Origin of the sequence: Rhodoferax fermentans, assembly GCF_002017865.1 — a bacterium.
GTDB lineage: Bacteria > Pseudomonadota > Gammaproteobacteria > Burkholderiales > Burkholderiaceae_C > Rhodoferax > Rhodoferax fermentans.
The window spans coordinates 2,350,321-2,373,384 of the sequence record NZ_MTJN01000002.1; the positions used below are offsets into that span (position 1 = coordinate 2,350,321).

Sequence of the window (23,064 nt, forward strand, 5' to 3'; positions counted from 1 at the left end):
AAAGCCAACAGCGCAAGCCGCCTGAGCAGCTTGCGCTGTTTCTTTCAGACCAGATCGAAGCGGTCGGCGTTCATGACCTTGGTCCAGGCGGCCACGAAGTCCTGCACAAACTTGGCTTGGTTGTCGTCCTGCGCGTAGACCTCGGCATAAGCCCGCAAGATCGCGTTGGAGCCAAACACCAGGTCAACCCGGGTGGCGGTCCACTTGGGCTGGCCAGTTTTGCGATCCACGATCTCGTAAGAGTTGCGGCCAGTGGGCTTCCAGCTGTAGGCCATGTCGGTCAGGTTCACAAAGAAGTCGGTGCTGAGCACACCCACACGCTCGGTGAACACCCCGTGTTGGCTGCCGCCATGGTTGGTGCCTAGCACCCGCAGGCCACCAATCAACGCCGTCATCTCGTGCGCGGTCAGCCCCATCAGCTGGCTGCGGTCCAGCAGCAGTTCTTCCGGCTTGACCGTGAAGTGCTGTTTGAGCCAGTTGCGAAAACCGTCATGCACCGGCTCCAGCGGCTCAAAGGATTCCACATCGGTCTGCGCCTGGCTGGCGTCACCCCGACCCGACGCAAACGGCACCGTCACCTCAAAACCCGCCGCCTTGGCGGCCTGCTCGATGCCGGTGTTACCTGCCAGCACAATCACGTCGGCCAGGCTGGCGCCACTCTCAGCCGCAATGCCCTCCAGCACGGCCAGCACCCGGGCCAGGCGCGCTGGCTCGTTGCCTTCCCAGTCCCGTTGCGGTGCCAGGCGGATGCGGGCGCCATTGGCACCACCGCGTTTGTCGGAGCCACGGAAGGTGCGGGCGCTGTCCCAGGCGGTGGCCACCCGGTCGCTGATCGACAGGCCGCTGGCGTTGATCTTGGCCTTGACCGCAGCCACATCGTAGTCAGCACGGCCTGCGGGCACCGGGTCTTGCCAGATCAGGTCTTCAGCGGGCACATCGGGGCCGATGTAGCGGGCCTTGGGGCCCAGGTCGCGGTGCGTCAGCTTGAACCAGGCGCGCGCAAACACGTCTGAGAAATAGGCCTGATCCTGGGCGAAACGTTCTGAGATGACCCGGTAGGCCGGGTCCATCTTGAGCGCCACGTCGGCGTCGGTCATGATCGGGTTCAGGCGGATGCTGGGGTCTTCCACATCCACTGGCCGATCTTCTTCGCGGATGCTGACTGGCTCCCACTGCCAGGCCCCGGCCGGGCTCTTCTTGAGTTCCCAGTCGTGCTTGAGCAGCATCTGGAAGTAGCCGTTGTCCCACTGTGTCGGGTGGGTGGTCCAGGCACCCTCGATGCCGCTGGTCACGGTGTCACGCCCGATGCCACGGCTGGTATGGTTGACCCAGCCCAGGCCTTGTTCATCCACATCCGCACCCTCTGGCGCCGGGCCCAGATTGGCCGCGCTGCCATTGCCGTGCGCCTTGCCTACGGTGTGGCCACCGGCGGTGAGGGCCACGGTTTCCTCATCGTTCATGGCCATGCGCAAAAAGGTGACACGCATGTCTTGGGCGGTCTTGAGCGGGTCAGGGTTGCCGTCAACACCTTCAGGGTTCACATAGATCAGGCCCATCATCACAGCAGCCAATGGGTTTTCCAGATCACGCTCGCCCGAGTAGCGGCTGCCCGTGCTACCACTGGGTGCCAGCCATTCTTTCTCGGCGCCCCAGTAGGTGTCTTGTTCGGGGTGCCAGATGTCTTCGCGACCAAAGGCAAAACCAAAGGTTTTCAGGCCCATCGATTCATAAGCGATGGTGCCCGCCAGCAGGATCAGGTCTGCCCAGCTGAGTTTGTTGCCGTATTTCTTTTTGATCGGCCACAGCAGGCGGCGTGCCTTGTCCAGGTTGCCGTTGTCGGGCCAGGAGTTCAGCGGCGCAAAACGCTGGTTGCCGTGGCCACCGCCGCCCCGGCCATCCGCCGTGCGGTAGGAGCCGGCCGAGTGCCAGGCCATACGGATCATCAAACCACCGTAATGGCCCCAGTCGGCGGGCCACCAGTCCTGGCTGTTGGTCATGAAGGCGTGTAAGTCTTTTTTGACGGCCGCCACGTCGAGTTTTTTGACCTCATCGCGGTAGCTAAAGGCCGGGCCCAGCGGGTTGGTCTTGGTGTCGTGCTGGTGCAGGATGTCCAGGTTCAGCGCATTGGGCCACCAGGCCATGGGGGACTGGCTGCTGGCGGTGTTGCCGCCGTGCATCACCGGGCATTGGCCCGCTGGGTTGGAAGAGGCTGCGGTCATGAGGTGCTCCTTGAATCGGGGTTGATCGGGGTCGTTGCTGTCTGGGGTCAGTGTAGGAAGAACCTGCCTTCAGCGGGATCGTTTTTGCAAATCATCGCGATAGCACGAACCCGCCCGCAGCGGGCCAGGCTCAACGCGGTCTGAGCCGCAGCAACATGCCCTGGGGGCTATCGGTCAGCAGATAGATCAGCCCGTCCGGGCCCTGGCGCACCGCGCGGATGCGTTCATCGAGCTGTTGCAGCAGCTTCTCTTCACGCAGCACTTGGCCGCCCTGCAGCTCCAGCCGGGCCAGGTAGCGGAACTTCAGCGAGCCCACCAGCAAGCTGCCCTGCCAGGTCGTGCCGTACTGTGCGCTGGTGACAAAGGCCAAGCCAGAGGGTGCCATCGATGGTGTCCACTGGTACAAGGGCTGCACCATGCCAGCCTTGGCCTGGATGCCCTGGCCAATCGGGCCGCCCCCGTATTGCTCGCCATAGGTGATGACCGGCCAACCGTAGTTTTGGCCCGGCAACAGGCGGTTGAGTTCATCCCCGCCTTGTGGGCCGTGTTCTGTGGTCCACAAAAGACCGTCCGGACCCCAGGCCGCACCTTGCATGTTGCGGTGGCCCCAGCTCCAGATTTCTGGCATCACCCCGGCACGGCCGCGCAGCGGGTTGTCAGCGGGGACGCTGCCATCTTTGTTCAGACGCACCACCTTGCCCAGGTGGTTGTCCAGGGTCTGGGCGTCCTGCATGTGGTGGTAACGATCACCGAGCGTGAGGAACAACTTGCCGTCCGGGCTTTCCACAATCCGGCAACCAAAATGGGCGCTGCCAGAGAGCTTGGGCTGTTGGCTGAAGATCACCTGGACCTTGTCCAGGCGGCGCTCGTCTTCAGACAGTCTGGCCGAGGCCAATGCGGTGGAGTTGAGTCTGCCGGTGGCGTCGGGCTCGGTGTAGCAGACATAGATGGTGCGGTTGCTGGTGAACTGGCTGTCGGCCAGTACATCCAGCAGCCCACCTTGGCCTGCCGCTTGGATCGGTGGCAGCCCGGTGATGGCGGGGCCCACCTGGCCCTGCAGCGTGACCACCCGCAGGCGCCCAGGTCGTTCAGTGACCAGCAGGCGCTGGGCGTCGATGAAACTCAACCCCCAAGGGTGTTCCAGGCCTTTAACCAGAATGTCTGGCTGTGGCTGCGCCCCGGCTACCTGGGCGTTGACACCCAGTGCGCCAAGGGCACTGCTCAGAATCCACACCAGATACTGTTTCATCGTCACCCATTCGTGTGCTGTTGCAAGCGTCCTGGTCGCCAACTCTGCCTGCGCAAAAGCGGCGCCGCCTAAATTGCATCACATGCTAACCAAGCGCGGCCAGGCATGCCAAACGCCATATCCCCAAGCGGTGTTGGGGCATGGATAGCCTTAACCAGCGAAAGCGTAGCTGGATTTGCTGCGTTTGGCCTTGAACATGGCGTGGTCGGCGCTCTTGAGCAGGGCCTGGGCCGAGTCGCCGTGTTTGGGGTAGATCGCAATGCCGATGCTGGCCTGAACCACCAGGACACCCTGCGCCAGCTGGCAAGGGACTTGGATGGCCTGGATGATTTTTTGCGCCACCCGCAACACGTCGCGCAGGTCGGCAAACTCGGCCAGCAGGTAAACAAACTCGTCACCCCCCAGGCGGCTGACGGTGTCGGCTTGGCGTGTGGTCTCCTTGAGGCGGTCCGCGATGGTCTGCAACACCATATCACCCACATCGTGCCCATACACATCGTTGATCTGTTTGAACTCATTGAGGTCCAAAAACATCACAGCCAGCGCCCGGTCATACCGTTTGGCCTGTGCCAGCCCCAGCGTCAGCCGGTTCTCAAACAGCGAGCGGTTGGGCAAACCCGTGAGCGGGTCGTGCAGAGAGGCGTGGCGTGCGGCTGCTTCGTCCAGAATCACGGCGGCCAGTTGTTCCTCCAGGTCGTAACGTGATTGCCATTCGGTCTCCAGCGCCTCGTTCATCAGCGCCAGCTTGTCGGTGGCGTCTTGCACCTTGCTCTCCAGGATCTCGCTGTGCTGGATGGCGCTGTCAATGTTGGACTGGCGGTTGGGTGCGTCAATCTCCTGCTTGAGCACCAGATTCACTGACGACAGCCCCTCGGCGAACTCCTCCATCAGCGTTTTCACATCCTCGGCATGGCCCATCAACTGGGTGAGCGATTCAAGCTGCTTGGCGGCAGCTGGACGTGGTTTCTGCGGTCGGCGGGAAGACATGGGTGTTGCAGCATTTTGCTGTCTGGTAAAACGACCAAATTGCGCATGCTACCCAGCACCCGCCCGCTTGTTTGTGCGCTGTCACACGCAGCGTTCGCAGATCCAACCGTTGTGGCCTCAAGGGCTGGGCGGCTGTGTGGTGACCGCCCGGCGCGAGCCATAGGCATTGGCATACACCCAGGTGAATTCGGCACCAATCAGGAAAATCTGCGCCGAGTAGTAGACCCACAGCAACACCACCACCAGCGAACCCGCCGCACCAAAGCCCGAGATCACCCCGCTGCGCCCGATGTACAGCCCAATCAAAAACTTGCCAAAGGTGAACAAGGTGGCGGTGAACAGCGCGCCGGTCCAGACGTCTCGCCACTGCACCTGCACCCGTGGCATCACCTTGTAGATCAGCGCAAACATGGCGGCTACCAGCAAAAAGCTGCCCAAAGCATTGACCACCGCCGCCAACACCAGCCAGCCACCGAACACCGGCTGCAACCAGTTGCCCATGACACCCAACACCGCACTGGTCACCAGGGAAACCATCAGCAGGAAACCAATCGCCAAAATCATGCCAAAAGACAGCAGCCGTGCCCGCACCAAGGCCAGCCAGCCACTGCTGGGCTGCTGCGCCGCCACGCGCCAGATGCGGTCCAGCGCGTCCTGCAATTCACCAAACACCGAGGTGGCGCCCACAAACAGCATCAGCAAGCCTAGTACGGTGGCCAGTGAGCCCTCCAGCGGCTTGTCGACACTGGCCAGCAAGTCCTGCACGGCTTTGGCACCGGCATCGCCCATCAAGCTGCTGAGCTGGTGCGCAATTTCACCGCGTGCCGCGTCTTCGCCAAACACCAGGCCCGCCACCGAGATCACGATCAGCAACAAGGGCGCCAGCGAAAACAGGGTGTAGTAGGCCAGCGCCGCGCCCATGCTGAGCGCGTAATCGGCCAGCCACGACTGCGCGGTCTGTGTGAGCAGACGCCAGAAGGCGCGGATATTCCAAGGCACCTCAGGCCACCCGGTGGTTCAAGCCGGGCACCGGGGTGTGGCAGGTTGGCAAACAAGGCATGGGTTTCCCCGGACAACAAAGAGGGCTCCGAGTATTCACTGCGGGGACCGGGTTGGCTGTTCGCCAGCGCACATGAATGCTGTGTGTTTTGCGACTGACATTTGTTGAACTTCCTATACAATGCGAATCATTCTCATTTAATAGAAGGATGGCATTGTGATTTCAGGATGGAAGAAATGGGCGCCCATGTTGCTGGCGTTGGCTTTGGGGACAGCGTCCATGGCACAGGCGGCCACTCAGACGATCAAAGATGTGTTGGGTCGTGAGGTGAAGGTGGACCTGCCAGCCAAGCGTGTTCTTCTTGGTTTCTATTTTGAAGACTACATGGCCATCGGCGGTGAAAAGGCGTTTGACAAAGTGGTTGGTATCTCGCGCGACGCCTGGGAAGGGTGGCGCCCGGCCAACTGGGCTGTGTTCACCGCACACCGTCCGTCCTTGGCCAGTTTGCCCGATGTGGGTGAGGTCGAGGTCCAGACGTTTTCGGTAGAGAAGGTCCTGGCGCTCAAACCCGATGTGGTGGTGCTGGCGGACTGGCAATACAAGGGCTTGGGGCCGGATGTGAAACGCCTTGAAGATGCCGGATTGCCTGTGGTGGTGGTGGACTACAACATGGAGTTGCAAGCCAACCACTACCTGAGTACCGTGTTGTTGGGGAAAATCGCCGGGGAAGACAAACGGGCGCAACAGATTGCCAATGAGTACAAAGCTGCGGTGGATCAGGTGCAGTCGCGTATTGCTGCTGCCAAGCTGCCCAAGCCCCGTCTGTACGTGGAATTTGGCAACAAAGGCCCGGCCGAGTACAGCTTCTCGTATGGCAAAGGCATGTGGGGTGCTTTGAGCACCTTGGCGGGGGGTGACAACATCGCAGCGCCTTTTGTGGAATGGTACGGGCCGATGAATCCCGAAAAGGTGCTGTCCGCCCAGCCGGAGGTGGTGTTCATCGCTGGCACCGAGGCCACCAAAAACCCCTCGTCAATGCTGATCGGGCAGGGTGTGGAGCGTGCGGTGGCGCAACAGCGTTTGCTGGCTTTCACGCAGCGCAGTGGTTGGACCAACCTGCCAGCGGTCAAAAACAAGCGGGTGTACGGTGTTTACCAAGGGGCTTCGCGCACGGTGGCTGACTACGTCATGGTGCAGTTCATGGCCAAGGCGTTGTATCCCAGTCTGTTCAAGGACCTGGACCCCGAAGCCAACTATCTGGACTTTTACCGCCGCTACCTGCCTGTGGTGCCCAAGGGCACTTTCACTGTCGGCATGTAACCCACCCTGGTCGGCACCTGCATGCGCTCAGCGCCAAGCAGCTCATACTGAACATGTGCACCAGCAGACGCCCCACCAGCAGTGGGTAACATTGGTGGTGTTGCATGACCTCAGTCTGGCGGCGCAGTCTGCCGATTGTCTGATTGTTCTGGCCGATGGCCAGTAGCAAGCCTTTGGCGCTCCCAAAGATGTTCTGGATGCAGAACGGACTCGGCGCCTGTACGACCTGCCGGTGGCGATCCACCATGACCACCACCGCAAACCCTATACCCGAACCCTTCGACAAGACGGAACTGTTTGATGACTTTGTTGACTTCCCTTCGTAACTTGGGGCTGGCGATTGGCGCCAGCCTGGCTGTGAGTTGGCACGCGGCAGCGGCCGAGCATGTGGTACGTATGCTCAATGCCAACGACAGTGGCAGCATGTTGTTTGAACCAGCTTTTGTGCGGGCCGAGGTTGGCGATACCGTGCGCTTTGAGCCCACCAATTCGGGGCACTATGTGCGCAGCTTGGCGCTGCCAGCGAGCGCCCGCCCGTTCAGCAGCCCGGAGGATGAGCCGTTCACCCTGAAACTGGATCACGAGGGGCTGTATTTCTACATGTGTCCGCCGCACCTGATGATGGGCATGGTGGGTTTGATACAGGCCGGTGCCCCGGTCAATCGGCAGGCCGTTGCCGAGTCAATGCTGGCCACCAAGGGGCGGATGATGAGCAACAGCCAACGCGTCGATGTCTTGTTACAGCAGGTGAAGTAGCGCATGGCCTTGTCTGCCATGTTGCAAGGCTGGCGTACCCTCAGCCCGGTGGCGCGCCTGCTGGTGGCCAATGGCCTGGCCTTCAACCTGGGCTTTTACATGATGATGCCGTACCTGGCGCAGCACATAGGCGGCACCTTGGGGCTGGCGGGGTGGGCTGCCGGCTTGGTCATGGGCCTGCGGGTCTTCAGTCAGCAAGGCCTGTTTCTGCTGGGTGGCACGTTGGGTGATCGGATTGGCTACCGGCCCGCCATCGTGTGGGGCTGCCTGGTGCGCAGCGTGGGTTTTGGCTTGCTCGGCTGGGCCAGCAGCTTGCCCGTGCTGTTGTTGGCGGCTTTTCTCACCGGATTTGCTGGTGCGTTGTTTACACCCTGTGCTCAAGCCTATCTGGCCAGCGAATGCCGCACCGACACCCAGCGCCAGTACGCCTTTTCCTTGCATAACCTGGCCAGTGAGGCCGGTATGTTGCTAGGGCCTTTGGTGGGCATGGTGCTTACCGAAGTGGATTACCGCGTGACAGGTGCTGTCTCTGGCAGCGTGTTTTTGCTGCTGACCCTTTTGCAGTGGCACATGTTGCCGGCTTCCGTGGTGGTGCCTCAGGCTCAGGCCATGGGCAAGCAGTGGCGCAGCATGCTGCGCCACCGTGCGTTCATGGCTTTCACGTTGCTGGCTGCCGCTTACCAGGTGCTGTTTCATCAGCTTTACCTGGCCATTCCCGCCTATATCCGCAGTGTGCAGCACGATACCGGCTTGCTGGGCAGCGTGTTCACGTTGACGGCTGTGGTGGGTGTCACGCTGCAGCTGCCGGCCACCCGCCTGGTTCAGAGGCATCTGGGCGTTGCGGTGGCCATGGGCGGTGGTTTGGCCCTGATGGGGCTGAGTTATCTGGCTTTGCCTTTGTTGTCGCATGTCCCGGTTGTTGCCGTGCTGCTGCAGGCGTGCTTGCTATCGCTGGGGTCAATCCTGTGTTTTCCCCTGTTCGCCGCGCACATTCCGCGTTTTGCGGACCCCAGTTCCCTGGGCAGTTACTACGGTTTGTATGCCAGCGTTGGGGGCTGTGTCGCGCTGTTGGGCAATGTCGTTGTGGGCGCTCTGTTGGGCAGTGGGGTGGCGTCCCCGCCGTCATTGATCTGGTATGCGCTGGCACTGGTCGGGCTGGCTTGCGGTTGGGGAATCTACCGCCAAGTGACAGGGTCCACGCACCACAAACTTGCAGAAACAGGCACCGCAACGTCAGGGTCAAGATAGGCTGTTCCAAGCAATCAGCTACGGGGACCGGCTTTATGCCACCCCGGCGCGCTCCAGCATCGCGTGCAACAGCACATTGCAGCCTGCCGTGATGTGTTCGGGTGTGGCGGACTCGATCTCGTTGTGGCTGATGCCGTCCTTGCACGGGATGAAGATCATGCCCGTGGGCGCGAGTTGCGACATGTAGACCGCGTCATGCCCGGCGCCAGACACCACTGGCATATTGGAATAGCCCAGCTTGGTTGCCGCCTTGGCCACCGCGCCTTTGCAGTCTTCGTGGAAAGCCTGCGCCGGGTAGCTGGAGACCAGTTCAATCTGCACGCCCAGGCCGGTTTGTTGGCTCATGCTGGCCGCAAAGGCTTTCACCTCATCGGCCATTTGGTCCACCAGCGCGTCGGTGCTGTTGCGCAAGTCGATGGAGAATTTGACCCGTCCGGGAATCACATTGCGGCTGTTCGGGAACACCTGCACCATGCCGACCGTGCCGCGTCCGTGCGGCTGGTGGCGCAAAGCGGTAGCCACCACCTCTTGCATGATCTGCGCGGCGACCTGCATCGCGTCCTTGCGCAGCGCCATTGGGGTCGGTCCCGCGTGCGCTTCCATGCCGGTCACGGTGCAGTCAAACCAGCGGATGCCCAGCACACCCTGCACCACCCCAATCGTCACATCGTTGTCTTCAAGCACCGGGCCTTGTTCGATATGGGTCTCGAAAAACGCGCCAATCGGGTGGTCACCGGGCTCCTGCTCACCGATGTAGCCGATGCGCGCCAGCTCTTCACCGACCGTCTTGCCGTCAATGTCTTTGGCAGCGTAGGCGTGTTCCAGCGTGAAGGTTTTGGAGAACACGCCTGAGCCCATCATCACCGGCACAAAACGCGAACCTTCTTCGTTGGTCCAGAAGCTGACCTCCATCGGCGCTTCGGTCTCGATCCCGTGGTCGTTGAGTGTGCGCATGACTTCCAGGCCAGCGAGCACACCGTAGTTGCCATCGAACTTGCCGCCGGTGGGCTGGGTGTCGATGTGGCTGCCGGTCACGATGGGAGGCAGGGCGTTATTGCGTCCCGGGCGGCACATGAAGCCGTTGCCGATTTTGTCAATGGTGACGGTCAGACCGGCTTCTCTGGCCCATTTTGTGACCAGGTCGCGGCCTTGTTTGTCGAGGTCGGTGAGCGTGAGGCGGCAGACACCGCCTTTGGGGGTGGCGCCGATCTGGGCGAGTTCCATCAGGCTGTCCCAGAGGCGCTGGCCGTTGATGCGCAGGGTGGAGATGTCGGTTTGGGTGGTGGTCATGTCATCTTCCTTGGTGAATGGGTTGTTGTTGAATGCAAGCCATGTGCCTGCATGTTGCGTGGTTTTGCTGGCGCAGGCTGGTCGGCTGGTTGCCGTTGGCCGGGTCTCGCCCCGGCGGGCGAGTTACTTTCTTTTGCTTCGCCAAATGAAAGTAACCAAAGAAAAGGCGAGCCGACGTCCGGGCCGCTGCGCGGTGCCTTGCGCTGCTTGTGTCAGGCGGGGTCTGGCTCGAACTCGCTTCGCTCAAACAATCGCCAGCCCTTTTCCCGCCCGCCCCTGCGCTGCTCAGCCCGGCCTCAACGGCGGCGAGAGTTGCGGCACTTTGCTTCGCTCGTGCCGTGTCGGACAGCCACGGAGTTTGCGCGCTTGGCAATGTGGCGCGTTGCGCCACGAGCCGAGCGGACTGGGCTGCTCTACGCCCTTCTGTTTGTGCCGAGGAGCACAGCTTCAGGGAGATCAGGGAGCGCGATTGTTTGAGCGTAGCGAGTTCGAGCGCGCCCCTCCCAGAAGCGAGCACCGCAGGTTGCCCGAAGCGCAGCGCAGGGACACAAACAGCGGGCTCGCTTTTTCTTTGCTTCCTTTCTTTTGGCGACGCAAAAGAAAGGGAGTGGCCGCCGGGCCACCCCCGGCCAGCGGGTGCAACCCAAGCCCCAAGCACCTCGCCCGCCGGGGCGAAACCCGGCCAACAGGTGCCAGCGGGCGTAGGCGCACCAGCAAGAGCCATGTGAAAAGCGTCCATGCCCGTCGTGCAAAAAGTCAGCGCTTCACCGCCCCAACCGCCATCACATCCGCCCGCAACTTACTCGCCGTGAAATTCGCATTAAACGCTGGCCGTTTGACATACCGCCCCACACCCCGCTCCGCCCGCAAATCACCCTGCACAAACACCAACTTGCCCTGGCTCAGTGTGTGGCTCGGAATGCCGGTCACAGTGCGGCCTTCAAAGATGTTGTAGTCGCCTTTGCTGAACTGGGTTTTGGCGGACAAGGTCTTGGTGCCCGCCGGGTCCCAGACCACGATGTCGGCATCGGCGCCCACACTCACGCTGCCTTTGTTGGGGTACAGGTTGAACAGCTTGGCGGTGTTGGCCGAGGTGACGGCGACAAATTCGCTGGGGGTCAGGCGCCCGGTGTTGACACCTTCGTCCCAGACCACGGCCATACGTTCTTCAACACCGCCGCAGCCGTTGGGGATCTTGGCAAAGTTGTCTTTGCCCGCGGCTTTTTGCGCTGCGCAGAAGGTGCAGTGGTCGGTGGCGGTGGTGTGCAAGCTGCCGCTTTGCAAGCCGCGCCACAGCGCTTCTTGGTGCGCTTTGGGGCGGAACGGAGGGCTCATCACATGGGCAGCAGCGATGGCAAAGTCGGGGTGGCGGTAGACACTGTCGTCCACCGTCAGGTGCCCGGCCAGCACCTCGCCGTAGACGCGCTGACCGCGCGCACGGGCGCGGGCAATCGCCTCGGCTGACTCGATGCAGGACACATGCACCACGTAAATCGGCACGTTGAGCACTTCGGCAATGGCGATGGCGCGGTTGGCGGCTTCACCTTCCACCGTCGGCGGGCGCGACAGCGGGTGGCCTTCGGGGCCGGTGATACCGCGCTTGGCTACCTCTTGTTGCAGCAGGTAGACCAGCTCGCCATTTTCGGCGTGCACGGTGGGCATGGCGCCGAGTTCCAGCGCGCGTTTGAAGCTGTTGACCAGGGTTTCGTCGTCACACATGATGGCGTTTTTGTAGGCCATGAAGTGTTTGAAGCTGTTCACCCCTTCCTGCTGCACCAGGGTGCCCATGTCGCGCTTGACCGACTCGTCCCACCAGGTGATGGCGACGTGAAAGCCGTAGTCGGCTGCTGACTTTTCGGCCCAGCCACGCCAGGTCTGATACGCCTCCATCAGCGGTTGTTGCGGGTTGGGGATGACAAAGTCGATGATGCTGGTGGTGCCGCCCGCCAGGCTGGCAGCGGTGCCAGTGTAGAAGTCGTCCATGGTGGTGGTGCCCATGAACGGCAGCTGCATGTGGGTGTGCGGGTCGATGCCGCCGGGCATCACATACTGGCCCCCGGCGTCCACCACGGTTGCACCGGCGGGTGCCTGCAGATTCGGGCCGACGGCGATGATCTTGCCGTCTTGGGTCAATACATCGGCCTGGAAAGCCTGGTCGGCATTCACCACCGTACCGCCGCGGATCAGGATGTTGCTCATAAATACTCCTTATTCAATAGCTATCAACGCTTTTTACAAAAGGGCTAGAGGTCAATTTGACTTAAAAGACACGGTGTCAGCCAGCGGTAAAGCGGCAAATCTTACGCCGCCACCCGCGCCGGGTTGTTGGGGTGCGTCGTCCAGTCGGCATGGCTCGCTTGCACGGTTTTGCCGGTGCGTAAATCCACTTCGCCGGGTGCCACGGTACGCAGGGTGATGCAGTCGGGCACCGGGCAGACCAGGGTGCACAGGTTGCAGCCCACACATTCGTCCTCTTTCACCTCAAAGTGGCGTTTGCCGTCTTTGGTGCTTGTGATGGCTTGGTGGCTGGTGTCTTCGCAGGCGATGTGGCAGCGGCCACATTCGATGCAGCTGTCCTGGTTGATGACGGCTTTGCTGATGTGGTTGAGGTTGAGGTATTTCCAGTCCGACACGGTCGGGATGGCGCGGCCCCGGAAGTCCTCGATGCTGGTGAAACCCATTTCGTCCATGTAGTTGGACAGACCGTCGATCATCTCCTGCACAATTTTGAAGCCATAGACCATGGCGGCAGTGCAGACCTGCACATTGCCAGCGCCCAGCGCGATGTAGTCCACCGCGTCGCGCCAGGTGCCGATGCCGCCAATGCCCGAGATCGGCAGCCCGGCAGTCTGCGGGTCACGTGCGATCTCGGCCACCATGTTGAGCGCAATCGGTTTGACCGCCGGGCCGCAGTAGCCGCCGTGGGAGCCTTTGCCACCGGTGCTGGGCACCATGGTCAGGCTGTAGGGGTCCACACCCATGATCGAGTTGATGGTGTTGATCAGGCTCACCGCGTCGGCACCGCCGTTTTTGGCAGCGCGTGCGGGCAGGCGGATGTCGGTGATGTTGGGTGTGAGCTTCACAATCACCGGCAGCTTGCAGTACTGCTTGCACCAGTGGGTCACCATCTGGATGTATTCGGGCACCTGGCCCACCGCCGCGCCCATGCCGCGTTCACTCATGCCGTGCGGGCAGCCAAAGTTCAGCTCAATGCCGTCGCAGCCGGTGGCCTCTACGCGTGGCAGGATGGCTCGCCAGGCGTCTTCGTTGCACGGCACCATGATCGACACCACCACCGCACGGTCTGGCCACAGGCGCTTGATTTCGGTGATCTCCTTGAGGTTGAGCGCCAGGTCACGGTCGGTGATCAACTCAATGTTGTTGAAGCCGTTGAGCCGCCTGTCCGCGCTGATCAGCCCGCCGTAACGCGGGCCGTTCACGTTGACCACGGGCGGGCCTTCCTCGCCCAGCGTCTTCCAGACCACGCCGCCCCAACCGGCCTCAAAAGCGCGGTTGACGTTGTAGGCCTTGTCGGTGGGTGGGGCCGAAGCCAGCCAGAACGGGTTCGGGCTGGAGATGCCGATGAAGTGGGTTGCTAAATTGGCCATGGTGTGCTTTCAGATCTTGGTGCTGCAATTTATGTAGTGCACAGTGCTTGTTTCATAAGGGCCGAGGCCACTTTTGATGCTCACTGGCGGGTGGCTTGGTGTCACGCGCTCAAGGCAGCGTGGATCGCCTGCGCCGACAGCTTGCCGTGTTCAACGGCCTCCACCGTCAGGTCCAGCCCACCGGCACGGCAGTCGCCACCGGCCCAGACGCCAGGTAAGTTGGTCAGGCCGTTGGCATCGGTGGCGATGCGACCACCCAACAACTCAAAGTTGGCCTGCGCCAGCAGCGGGTTGCCCAGCGTCTGGCCAATCGCTTTGAGCACCATGTCGGCTTCCAGCACCAGCGTCTCGCCAGTGGCCACCAACTTGCCGTCCTGCATCTTCTGCCGGGCAAAAGACACAGCACCCGCGCAGTGGGCGTCAACGCTGTTGGGCAACACGGCCTCGGGGCTGAGCCAGTGGTGGATCACCACGCCGTTGGTCAGCGCCCATTCCTGCTCGGCCTTGGAGGCGCCCATCGCCTCGGGGCCGCGCCGGTAGACCATGTGCACGTCTTGCGCACCCAGCAGCTTGGCTTGCACGGCGGCGTCCACGGCAGTCATACCACCGCCAATCACCACCACTTGGCGACCAATCGACAGGGTTGCCAAGTCTTCGGTCTGGCGCAGCGTGGCGATGAAATCAACCGCGTCCTGCACGCCGTAGAGCGACTCGCCCGGTACGCCAAGCTGGTGCGTGTTGGGTAAACCCATGCCCAGGAAAAGGGCATCAAAGTCCCGGCGCAGTGCATCGAGTTGGGCCACGCCACTGAGTCGCCAGCTGTGACGCAGCTCGATGCCACCGATGGACAACAGCCACAACACCTCAGCCTGGGCAAAGTTGTTGGTGGTCTTGTAGCTGGCCAGACCGTATTCGTTGAGGCCACCGGGCTTGGGCTTGGCGTCAAACACCACCACGCTGTGGCCCAGCTTGGCCAGCGTGTGGGCGCAGGACAGCCCGGCCGGGCCGGCCCCAACCACTGCGATCTTTTTGCCGGTGGGTGCGGCGCGGGTGAAGATCTGTGGCTGGGCACTCTCCATCAGCGCATCCACTGCATGGCGTTGCAGGCGGCCAATGGCCACCGGTTTGCCCTCTTGCGTGTTGCGCACACAAACGGCTTCACACAGGTTTTCGGTGGGGCAGACGCGGGCACACATGCCACCCAGCGGGTTGGCCTCCAGAATGGCACGCGCCGCACCACGCAGGTTGCTCTCGCCAATGCGTTTGATGAACGAGGGCACATCAATGTGGGTGGGACAGGCCGTGGCGCAGGGCGCGTCATAACAGTACAGGCAGCGCTCGGCCTCCAGCACCGCCTGGGCGCGGGTCAGGCGCGGCGTGGCATCGGCAAAACGCTGGGCGTAGTCGGCGGCTTCGAGCCGACCGGCTTGGATATCAGGGGCAAGGGACAAGGACACGCGATTTACTCCTGTTAAATCTGACCGTTTGGTCAGGTTCAACATTCATGCTAGCAAGCCACATGCCAAAGTGTCTACAGGGATTGGCCCGCAGTCGTCCGGGCGGCTGACGCGGGGTGGGCGATATCATTCACCGCCCTGTTTGCCGACCTCACGAGGAACACCCCATGGATTTACCCCTGCACCAGCTCTCGATGACGGTGCTGATGACGCCCGACACCGCCAACTTTTCGGGCAATGTGCACGGCGGCAACATCCTCAAATTGCTCGACCAGGTGGCCTACGCCTGTGCCAGCCGTTATGCCGGGCGGTATGTGGTCACGCTCAGTGTGGACCAGGTGATGTTTCGCCAACCGATCCATGTGGGGGAGCTGGTCACCTTTTTGTCGTCGGTCAACCACACCGGTTCCTCGTCGATGGAGGTGGGCATCAAGGTGATTGCCGAGAACATCCAGAACCGCTCGGTGCGCCATGTCAACAGCTGCTTTTTCACCATGGTGGCAGTGGATGACGAACGCAAACCGGTGGCCGTGCCGCCTCTGGAGCCCCAGACCCCCGATGAGATCCGTCGCCACGCCGCCGCCCTGGTGCGCAAGGACATGCGCCGCGAGATGGAGAAGCGGTTTACCGCCACCCGCTCGCTGGCCGACTGAGAAAAATAGTATTCAAAATGGCTCCTGGCCCTGATGTAACAAGGGCAGGATGCTCTGGTTTTTAGATGGCTTGTCTGATCGGCTGGATGTGCTGGGGGACTGCAATCAGGGTTCTGGAGGCTGCGTCAGCCTGCCCAAAAGGCATCACAATGTGCTGGTTTCAACACCAGCAAGGACGAACCATGAGCCGTTTTCTCACTCACAGCGCCTCTCTGGGCGCCCTGGTTTTGACCACGGCGCTGGGCCTGGGCCACACCAGCAGTGTGTTGGCCGCCACGGCCGCTGCCAGCCAAACCAGCGCACCTGCACCCAGCCTGCTCGAGCGCACCCAAAAAGCCACCAAGAAGGCTGCCCATACCACCGCTGAGGCCATCAGCGACACCGGCAAGGCGATCGATAAAAAAGTGCCGCGGACCGAGGCTTATAAAAAGAAACATCCCAACGACGTTCCCGGTTCTGCAGCCAAATAGGTGCCTGCTCAAGGCTGGGCGAAGTCACCCCGTGCCGGTGTGTTGTGAAACACCAGACGGCTGATCCGTTGTTTCAAATGGCGCCAGCCCAATGCCAAAATCTCACCCATGGCGTCCGAGCGTTGCTGGTTGGCCAAGCGCACCTGCGCGTAGATGTCGATGTAGTTCTGGGGCATGATGGCAAATCCTTGTGTAACAAAAGCCCCTTGTGGGGGCAAAACGAAGCTTAATGGCTGAGCTGCCCTGCGGCAAACGAGCATTTTTCAGGCAACAGATCAGAAAAACTCATCCATGTCTTACCGCTTGCCCCCGTTGAATGCCTTGCGCGCTTTTGAGGCCGCCGCACGCCATCTGAGTTTCAAGAACGCGGCGCTGGAGTTGTCGGTGACACCCACCGCGATCAGCCACCAGATCAAGCTGCTGGAGGATTTTTTGGGTTACCCACTGTTTCGCCGCCTGACCCGTGCGCTGGAGCTCACGGTCCAGGGGCAGGCCATGTTGCCCAAGGTGCGCGAAGGCCTGGCCTGTTTTGCGGCGGCGGTCGAGAGTGCCCAGGCGCGCGCCAGCAGTGGCAAGCTGGTGGTGGTGTTGCCGCCCTCGGTTGCGACCCGCTGGATGGTGCCACGGCTCAAAGGCTTTGCCCAGGCCGAGCCCCAGCTCAACCTGCAGATCATCCGCTCGCTCAAGGCCATTGACAGTGACCAGGCCCCCGTCTCAGCACCGCTGACGCCGGTAGACCCGCGTGAGGAAGACTCCACCGTGGTGATCCGTTTTGGCACCGGTGTCTACCCGGGCTGCCAGGTGGATCACCTGTTTGGCTCGGAATACATCGCGGTGTGCAGCCCCAAGCTGCTGGCCGCAGGCCCGCCGCTGCGCACCCCCGAGGACATGCGCCACCATGTGCGTCTGCACACCGATGCCATCGCCAGCGACCACGCGAGCCCGGGCTGGGCCGACTGGTTCAAGCTGGCCGGGGTCAAGGACGTGGACAGCAACGCCGGGCCCCATTTCAGCGATTCGGGCCTGGTTTATGTGGCCGCGCTGGACGGGCTCGGCGTGGCGTTGGCGTCCAAGCCGCTGGTGGCCACCGCGCTGGCCCAGGGCCGCTTGGTGGCGCCGTTTGAGCTGGCGGTGGCGCAGAACTATGCCTACTACCTGGTGGTGCCCGAGGCCATCAGCCAGCGCCCTGCGGTGCAGGCCTTTCGGGCCTGGCTGCTCAAAGAGGCGCGGGCGGCCGGGTAATGTGCCGTCTGCTCAGGGCGATGGTGATTGGGTGGCAGCCGCCAGCCTTTGCTGCGTTTGGGCATCCACCAGGCGGCGCAACTGCGCAAACAAGGGGTCTGCCGCAGTGTATTGCTGGCCGTAGCTCAGGTTGAAGGCGTAGTCGAAGTCTGGCGGGTTTTGACCCTGGTTGTGCTGGATCAGGGTTTCCAGCTTGTCCAGGGCTTTCACGGCGCGGGCTTCGGCCGAGGCCGCTTGTTCGTAGTCGTCCCACAGTCCCAGCAACTCGGTTTGAAGCTGTGCCGGCAGCGGGGCCATCAGGTCGATCAGGTCGTGGCGTTCACTCTCAGACTTGTGGCTGCCAGCACCTTGGGCAATGGCCGGCACGTCGCCGTGCAAGGCCTCGCCCAGGTCATGGATGACACACATCTTGAGCACGCGCTCAAAGTCCAGCGGCCCCAGGCTGTCCTGCAGCACCATGGCCAGCAGGCACAGACGCCAGCTGTGTTCTGGCGTGCTCTCTTGCCGACCTGTGGCGGTGTAGGCACAACGCAGCACACTCTTGAGTTGTTCAGCTGCCTGGATAAAGGCCAGACGCCCCTGGAGATCGGCATCACGCATGGCTTGTCCCTCATTTGATAGCATTTAGCCCTTATAAAATAAGGGCCAGAGGCCTATTTTTATCTCATCACCGCGTGGTGTGACCACCCTTGGCGGCCACCATGCAGGTCACCATTGTGACTGTTCAGGCGCAGTGCTGCTCAAGGTGTTGTGTGCTGCAGCCTCGGTTCCACCAGGCCTTGTGCGCCGGGTCGGAACATCAGCAAGCGACCGGCATGAGGGTCGGTCTCCAGGTCTTTCTCACCGCGGCACAGCGAGGTCACCAGCATGGTCTGACCATCGGCGCCACCAAAGGCACACATGGTGGGTTTTTGCATGGGCAGCAAGATCTTGCGGTCGAGTTGGCCCTGCGGGGTGAAACGCATGATGCAGCCCTCGTCCAGACCACACACCCAGTAACAGCCATCCACGTCCACCGCCGCGCCATCCGGTCGACCCACCTCTTGGCGCAGGTCGACAAACGGGCGCTGGTTGCTGGGTAAACCAATGTCGATGTCGTAGTCGAATTGCCACAACATGCGCACATCGCGGTGGGTGTCAGAGCAATACAGGGTTTTGCCGTCCGGGCTGAAGGCCGACCCGTTCGGGATCACAAAGCCGCCAAATTCGGATGCTGTGAGACCGTCCTGGCGGGTGAAACGAAACCAGCGTCCGGCAGGGTCACCGAGCGAGATGTCCATCACCATCGTGGACACCCAGAGCCGACCCTGCCGGTCACAACGCCCGTCGTTGAAACGCATGCCGGGTTTGGGATGGGTGATGGATGTCAGGCGTGTCATGCCAGCGGCCTCGTTGTCACCGAGTTCCAGGTCAAAAATACCGGTCTCGCAACAGACCACCAAACCTCCGTCGGGGCGCAGCACCATGCTGCCGATTTTTTCTGACACCGACCAGTGGCGCACCTCGCCGCTGGCCGGATCCAGGCGAAAGACCTTGCCCGCCTGGTCGATCCACTGCCAGCTGGCTGTGTTGTGGTCCCAGACCGGGCTTTCACCCACGGCGTTGCGCACGCCTGGGCAGATCAGGGCATCAGCGCCCAATGTGTTTAACTTCATCAGAGGGTCCAGTGCAAAGTGGTTTGGTCAGGCCGCGCTGGTGCTGCCCAGACGGGCTGCCTTGCGCTTTTGCTGGAACCGGCGCAGCACCGGGTAGAACATTGACAGCAAGGCGATGACCAGGAAGGTGGCGGTGATCGGGCGGGTGTAGAGGAAGTCGTAGCTGCCATTGGACAGTGACAGGGCGCGGCGGAAGTTGCTCTCGGCCATCGGGCCCATGATCAAGGCCAGAACAATCGGTGATGGCGGGAAGTCCCATTTCTCCATGAAGTAGCCCAGCACACCAGCGGCCAGCATGATGCCGATGTCGAACATGCTGTTGTTGATGGCATAGGTGCCGACCACACACAGCGCCAGGATGGTCGGTGTCAGGATCGACTTGGGCATCTGCAAAATCTTGCCGATGAAGCGCAAGGAGCCCAGCCCCACCAGCAGCATCACCACATAACAGAACAACAGGCCGGCAAACAGCGTGAACACCAGGTCGCTGTGGTCCTTGAACAGCAGCGGGCCGGGTTGCAGGCCCTGCAGTGTCAAGGCACCCAGCATGACGGCGGTGGTGGCATCACCGGGGATGCCCAGGGTCAGCATCGGCAACATGGCGCCACCGGTACAACCATTGGCACCGGATTCGCAGGCTGCCACACCAGCCAATTCACCCTTGCCGAAGTTCTCGGGGTGTTTGCTGAAACGTTTGGCTTCGTTGTAGGCCACAAACGCTGCAATATCGGCACCAGCACCGGGAATGGAGCCGATAAAAATGCCCAGTCCTGAGGAGCGCAAGACGGTCCACAACAAACCTTTGTACACCGACCAGGGCGGGATGATCCGGCCCAGCGCGGCTGCCTTGTTCTTGAGCAAACCACTGGTTTCCATCGACTTGAAGGCCTCTGCGGCGGCAAACAGACCAATCATCACCGGGATGAAGGGCACACTCATCAGCTCCACAAAGCCGCCGGTAAACCGCGGGTAGCCCCCCATGGGGTCCAGCCCCACGGTCGAGATCAGCAAGCCGACAAAACCAGCAATCAGACCCTTGACCAGGGACTTGCCCGAGATGCTGGCAATGATGCTCAGGCCAAAAACTGCCAAAGCAAAGGTCTCGGACGCACTGAATTCGAGGGCCACACCGGCCAGCAGCGGTGCCATGAACACCAGCACAATCACACTCAAAGTCCCACCGATGAACGAGGAAATGGTGGCAGTGCCCAGTGCAATGCCGGCCATGCCTTTTTTGGTCAGCTCGAAACCGTCAATTGCGGTGGCGGCTGCGGCAGGTGTGCCGGGAATCTTCAGCAGGATGGCGGTGATGGAGCCGCCATAAACACCGCCGAAATAGACACCGGAAATCATCAGAAGCCCCGACACCGGGTCCATGCCAAAAGTGAAAGGCAGCAGGATCGCCACCCCCATGGTGGCGGTCAGTCCCGGCATGGCGCCGATCACAATCCCCACGGCAACCCCAATCACCGACAGCAGCAATGCCAGTGGCTGGTGCGCCAGGGCGGCAAAACCGTTCAGAAGCAAATTCAGTTCTTGCATGGCAAGTCTCCAACGAGAAGGTTCTTTTTATTCAAACAGGCTGCCGAGCGGCAAAGGCACGTTCAGACCGACTGAGAAAGTGGCATACAAGGTGGCCGTGATCAGCACCGCCAGCAGCGGATTCCAGAGCTTGTGTCTCATGCCCATCAACCCCATCAGAAAAGACAGATAACAGACGGTGACCACGCCATAACCGAGGTAGGGCATGGCCGCCAGCGCCAGTATTGAGCTGGTGATGCCAACAAAGGCTCGGCCATAGCTGCGAACCTCCTCTTGCACGGCAGGCATCTCGGCTTCTTGGGCAGGGGGCTGTTTGCTCTTGATCAGGTGGCGGCTGATCAAAAGGGCGCACAACACCAGCAGCGCAGCCGCATATATTTGGGGGAAGCGTGCCGCCCCGATGTCGGTGGCCAGGCCGGTGCTTGGGAACTTGTACGAGAAAAAGAGCGAGGCGATGGCCAACAAGGACACCAAGACGCCAATGACGATCTCCATGTTCCAGCCAAACGGTTTCAGGCTGGTCCCAGCAGATGTTTCAGATGAATTCATGGTTTGTCTCCTCAAGAGATGGCCGCACAAGCCCAGCGGGCAGGGCATGGGATGCCCCCCGAAAACATTGTTCAGCCTGGTTTTTGTGTCAGAAGCGCCCGCAGTTGGCGGGCGCTGTCAGCCTTATTTGGAGAGGCCGAGTTTGGTCATCAGCGTCTTGAAGAAGACGTTGTCTTTGTCGATGGCCGCCTTGAAGGCCGGGGCGTCAAGGTAGGCGTAGGTCAGGTTCATCTTGGCCAACTGCTCCTTGAAGGCAGGGTCTTCAGCCGTCTTTTTGGCAGCGGCGCGCAACACGTCTTGCACGTCTTGTGGGGTCTTCTTGGGCACCACAATGCCGCGCCAGGTCTGGATGCTCAGGTCCACGCCTTTTTCTTTCAGCGTGGGCACCTTGTCGAATGCAGCCAGACGCTGGTCAGCCATCACGGCCAGGATCTTGATCTTGCCAGCGGTCACGTGGCTGACCACTTCAGCCGGGCTGACTGTGACGGCTTCAATGTGGTTGCCCAGCAGCGCGGTCACAGCGGGGTTGGCACCGTCATACGGGATGTTGTTGAACTTGGCGCCGGTCTTTTCGGACAAGGCCTCTGCCGCCAGATGCCAGATGGCACCGGTGCCTGAATTGCCGATGCGCACCTTGCCCGGGTTGGCCTTCGCGTAGGTGATGAACTCTTCATAGGTGTTCCAGGGGGCACTCACATTGACCGAAATGGCCGAGGGTTCGGCATTCAGGCGGGCAATCGGGGCAAAGTCATCGGCGCTGAACTGCACCAGGCCCATGTGCGGCAACATGGCAATTTCCACTGTGCCGGTACCCAGTTTGTAGCCATCTGGGCGTGCCATCACGATCTCAGAAAAACCCACCGCACCCCCCCCACCGGTCTTGTTGACCACACCGATGGATTTGGGCAGGTATTTTTTGGCGGTATCGGCAAAGGCGCGGGTCACCAGATCGGTGCCCCCACCGGCCGCAAATGGCACGATCACTTCGATCGGTTTGGTGGGGTACTCGGCGGCCCGAACCGACACACCCAGCAACAGGGTGGAGGCACACATGGCTGTCAACAAACGCGTTATCACTTTTTTCGATTTCATCTTTGCTCCTGGTTTTAAATCTCATGTTGGCGAAAAACGACTCACACTGAAGTCCCCGGCGCGGTGGTCGGAACCTCTTTATGCAGCGTGCTGCGTCTTCCACGCAGCCACAAAGCATTCGGCTTGCCTGGCCAGCTGTGTCAACGGCAGACCAGGCGAATACAGGGCGGAACCCAATCCAAAACCGCTGACACCCACGGCAAGGAAAGGGGCCATGGTGTCTGGCGTGATGCCACCCACCGGAAACAAACGTGTGCCCTTGGGCAAGATGGGCCGCATCGCCTTGACGATGGCGGGTGTGACCAGCTCGGCCGGGAACAGCTTCAAGGCATTGGCACCGGCTTTGAGCGCGGCCAGGGCCTCGGTTGGGGTGACGACGCCGGGCATGCTGATCAGCCCCAGGGCTTTGGCCGCGCGGATCACGCTGGTGTCGGCATGGGGCATGACCACCAGTTCGCCACCGATGTCTTTGAGGCGTGTCACATCCTCCGCCTCGAGCACCGTCCCAGCACCCACCAGCGCATCCTTGGGCAGGCACTGGCGGATGCTGGCAATGCTGGTGAACGGGTCCGGTGAGTTCAGCGGCACTTCGATCAGGCGAAAACCGGCCTGGTACAGGGTCTGGGCCACGGGCTCGGCTTCGGCCGGGGTCAGCCCGCGAAGAATGGCGACCAGGGGTAAATGCTGCAGCGCAGCTTCAAATCGGGTGTGAAGGGTGTTGGTCATC

General features: G+C 61.5%; 21 protein-coding genes. 6 read left to right on the forward strand and 15 right to left on the reverse strand.

Annotation, left to right across the window (positions count from 1 at the left end):
* Window positions 1–44 precede the first annotated feature (44 nt).
* From katG to RF819_RS11070, 4 genes are all read right to left on the reverse strand, one after another.
* Complete coding sequence (gene katG / locus RF819_RS11055; RefSeq protein ID WP_078365039.1) at window positions 45–2,219, reverse strand: catalase/peroxidase HPI; 2,175 nt, start codon at window positions 2,217–2,219, stop codon at window positions 45–47.
* Between the two features lie 130 nt (window positions 2,220–2,349).
* Window positions 2,350–3,468, reverse strand: a complete 1,119-nt coding sequence (locus RF819_RS11060) for a PQQ-dependent sugar dehydrogenase (protein WP_078365040.1) — start codon at window positions 3,466–3,468, stop codon at window positions 2,350–2,352.
* 150 nt (window positions 3,469–3,618) lie between these two features.
* On the reverse strand, window positions 3,619–4,455 hold the full coding sequence (locus RF819_RS11065; protein WP_078365041.1) for a GGDEF domain-containing protein: 837 nt from the start codon (window positions 4,453–4,455) through the stop codon (window positions 3,619–3,621).
* Between the two features lie 117 nt (window positions 4,456–4,572).
* Window positions 4,573–5,454, reverse strand: coding sequence for a YihY/virulence factor BrkB family protein (locus RF819_RS11070; protein ID WP_338109551.1), 882 nt, complete (start codon window positions 5,452–5,454; stop codon window positions 4,573–4,575).
* A gap of 217 nt (window positions 5,455–5,671) precedes the next feature.
* On the opposite strand from RF819_RS11070, the gene RF819_RS11075 reads away from it, so the two are divergent.
* From RF819_RS11075 to RF819_RS11085, 3 genes are all read left to right on the forward strand, one after another.
* A complete protein-coding gene (locus tag RF819_RS11075; RefSeq protein WP_244899899.1) occupies window positions 5,672–6,775 on the forward strand; it encodes an ABC transporter substrate-binding protein in 1,104 nt (367 codons plus the stop codon).
* Between the two features lie 300 nt (window positions 6,776–7,075).
* A complete protein-coding gene (locus RF819_RS11080; RefSeq protein WP_078365042.1) occupies window positions 7,076–7,531 on the forward strand; it encodes a plastocyanin/azurin family copper-binding protein in 456 nt (151 codons plus the stop codon).
* 3 nt (window positions 7,532–7,534) lie between these two features.
* Entirely contained in the window at window positions 7,535–8,779 is a 1,245-nt protein-coding gene (locus RF819_RS11085) for an MFS transporter (RefSeq protein ID WP_078365043.1), read from the forward strand.
* Window positions 8,780–8,812: 33 nt separating this feature from the next.
* On the opposite strand, the gene RF819_RS11090 is transcribed toward RF819_RS11085, so the two are convergent.
* From RF819_RS11090 to RF819_RS11110, 4 genes are all read right to left on the reverse strand, one after another.
* Window positions 8,813–10,069 (reverse strand): Zn-dependent hydrolase, encoded by a 1,257-nt coding sequence (locus RF819_RS11090; RefSeq protein ID WP_078365044.1) that lies wholly within the window; start codon window positions 10,067–10,069, stop codon window positions 8,813–8,815.
* Window positions 10,070–10,825: 756 nt separating this feature from the next.
* Complete coding sequence (gene hydA, locus RF819_RS11100) at window positions 10,826–12,268, reverse strand: dihydropyrimidinase (protein WP_078365046.1); 1,443 nt, start codon at window positions 12,266–12,268, stop codon at window positions 10,826–10,828.
* A 101-nt stretch (window positions 12,269–12,369) separates the two neighbouring features.
* Complete coding sequence (gene preA, locus RF819_RS11105) at window positions 12,370–13,677, reverse strand: NAD-dependent dihydropyrimidine dehydrogenase subunit PreA (protein WP_078365047.1); 1,308 nt, start codon at window positions 13,675–13,677, stop codon at window positions 12,370–12,372.
* Between the two features lie 101 nt (window positions 13,678–13,778).
* Window positions 13,779–15,134 carry an NAD(P)-dependent oxidoreductase gene (locus tag RF819_RS11110; protein ID WP_244899900.1) on the reverse strand — a complete coding sequence of 452 codons (1,356 nt, stop codon included), beginning with the start codon at window positions 15,132–15,134 and terminating at the stop codon, window positions 13,779–13,781.
* 167 nt (window positions 15,135–15,301) lie between these two features.
* On the opposite strand from RF819_RS11110, the gene RF819_RS11115 reads away from it, so the two are divergent.
* Together RF819_RS11115 and RF819_RS11120 are read left to right on the forward strand one after the other, a co-directional pair.
* A complete protein-coding gene (locus RF819_RS11115) occupies window positions 15,302–15,787 on the forward strand; it encodes an acyl-CoA thioesterase (RefSeq protein ID WP_078365049.1) in 486 nt (161 codons plus the stop codon).
* A gap of 182 nt (window positions 15,788–15,969) precedes the next feature.
* Complete coding sequence (locus RF819_RS11120; protein ID WP_078365050.1) at window positions 15,970–16,257, forward strand: hypothetical protein; 288 nt, start codon at window positions 15,970–15,972, stop codon at window positions 16,255–16,257.
* An 8-nt stretch (window positions 16,258–16,265) separates the two neighbouring features.
* Here the strand turns inward: RF819_RS11120 and RF819_RS21315 are convergent, their stop codons facing one another.
* Window positions 16,266–16,433, reverse strand: a complete 168-nt coding sequence (locus RF819_RS21315) for a hypothetical protein (protein ID WP_158081266.1) — start codon at window positions 16,431–16,433, stop codon at window positions 16,266–16,268.
* Between the two features lie 115 nt (window positions 16,434–16,548).
* Between RF819_RS21315 and gcvA the strand changes: the two genes are divergently transcribed.
* Entirely contained in the window at window positions 16,549–17,499 is a 951-nt protein-coding gene (gene gcvA / locus RF819_RS11125) for a transcriptional regulator GcvA (RefSeq protein ID WP_078365051.1), read from the forward strand.
* 12 nt (window positions 17,500–17,511) lie between these two features.
* On the opposite strand, the gene RF819_RS11130 is transcribed toward gcvA, so the two are convergent.
* From RF819_RS11130 to RF819_RS11155, 6 genes are all read right to left on the reverse strand, one after another.
* Window positions 17,512–18,099: an HD domain-containing protein gene (locus RF819_RS11130; RefSeq protein WP_078365052.1), complete on the reverse strand. Its 588-nt coding sequence runs from the start codon at window positions 18,097–18,099 to the stop codon at window positions 17,512–17,514.
* A gap of 140 nt (window positions 18,100–18,239) precedes the next feature.
* Window positions 18,240–19,154: an SMP-30/gluconolactonase/LRE family protein gene (locus RF819_RS11135; RefSeq protein ID WP_078365053.1), complete on the reverse strand. Its 915-nt coding sequence runs from the start codon at window positions 19,152–19,154 to the stop codon at window positions 18,240–18,242.
* A 27-nt stretch (window positions 19,155–19,181) separates the two neighbouring features.
* Window positions 19,182–20,696: a tripartite tricarboxylate transporter permease gene (locus tag RF819_RS11140; protein ID WP_078365054.1), complete on the reverse strand. Its 1,515-nt coding sequence runs from the start codon at window positions 20,694–20,696 to the stop codon at window positions 19,182–19,184.
* A 27-nt stretch (window positions 20,697–20,723) separates the two neighbouring features.
* Window positions 20,724–21,245 (reverse strand): tripartite tricarboxylate transporter TctB family protein, encoded by a 522-nt coding sequence (locus RF819_RS11145; protein ID WP_158081267.1) that lies wholly within the window; start codon window positions 21,243–21,245, stop codon window positions 20,724–20,726.
* Between the two features lie 123 nt (window positions 21,246–21,368).
* Window positions 21,369–22,337, reverse strand: coding sequence for a tripartite tricarboxylate transporter substrate binding protein (locus RF819_RS11150; RefSeq protein WP_078365056.1), 969 nt, complete (start codon window positions 22,335–22,337; stop codon window positions 21,369–21,371).
* A 78-nt stretch (window positions 22,338–22,415) separates the two neighbouring features.
* A complete protein-coding gene (locus tag RF819_RS11155; protein ID WP_078366903.1) occupies window positions 22,416–23,063 on the reverse strand; it encodes a 2-dehydro-3-deoxy-6-phosphogalactonate aldolase in 648 nt (215 codons plus the stop codon).
* Window position 23,064 lies beyond the last annotated feature (1 nt).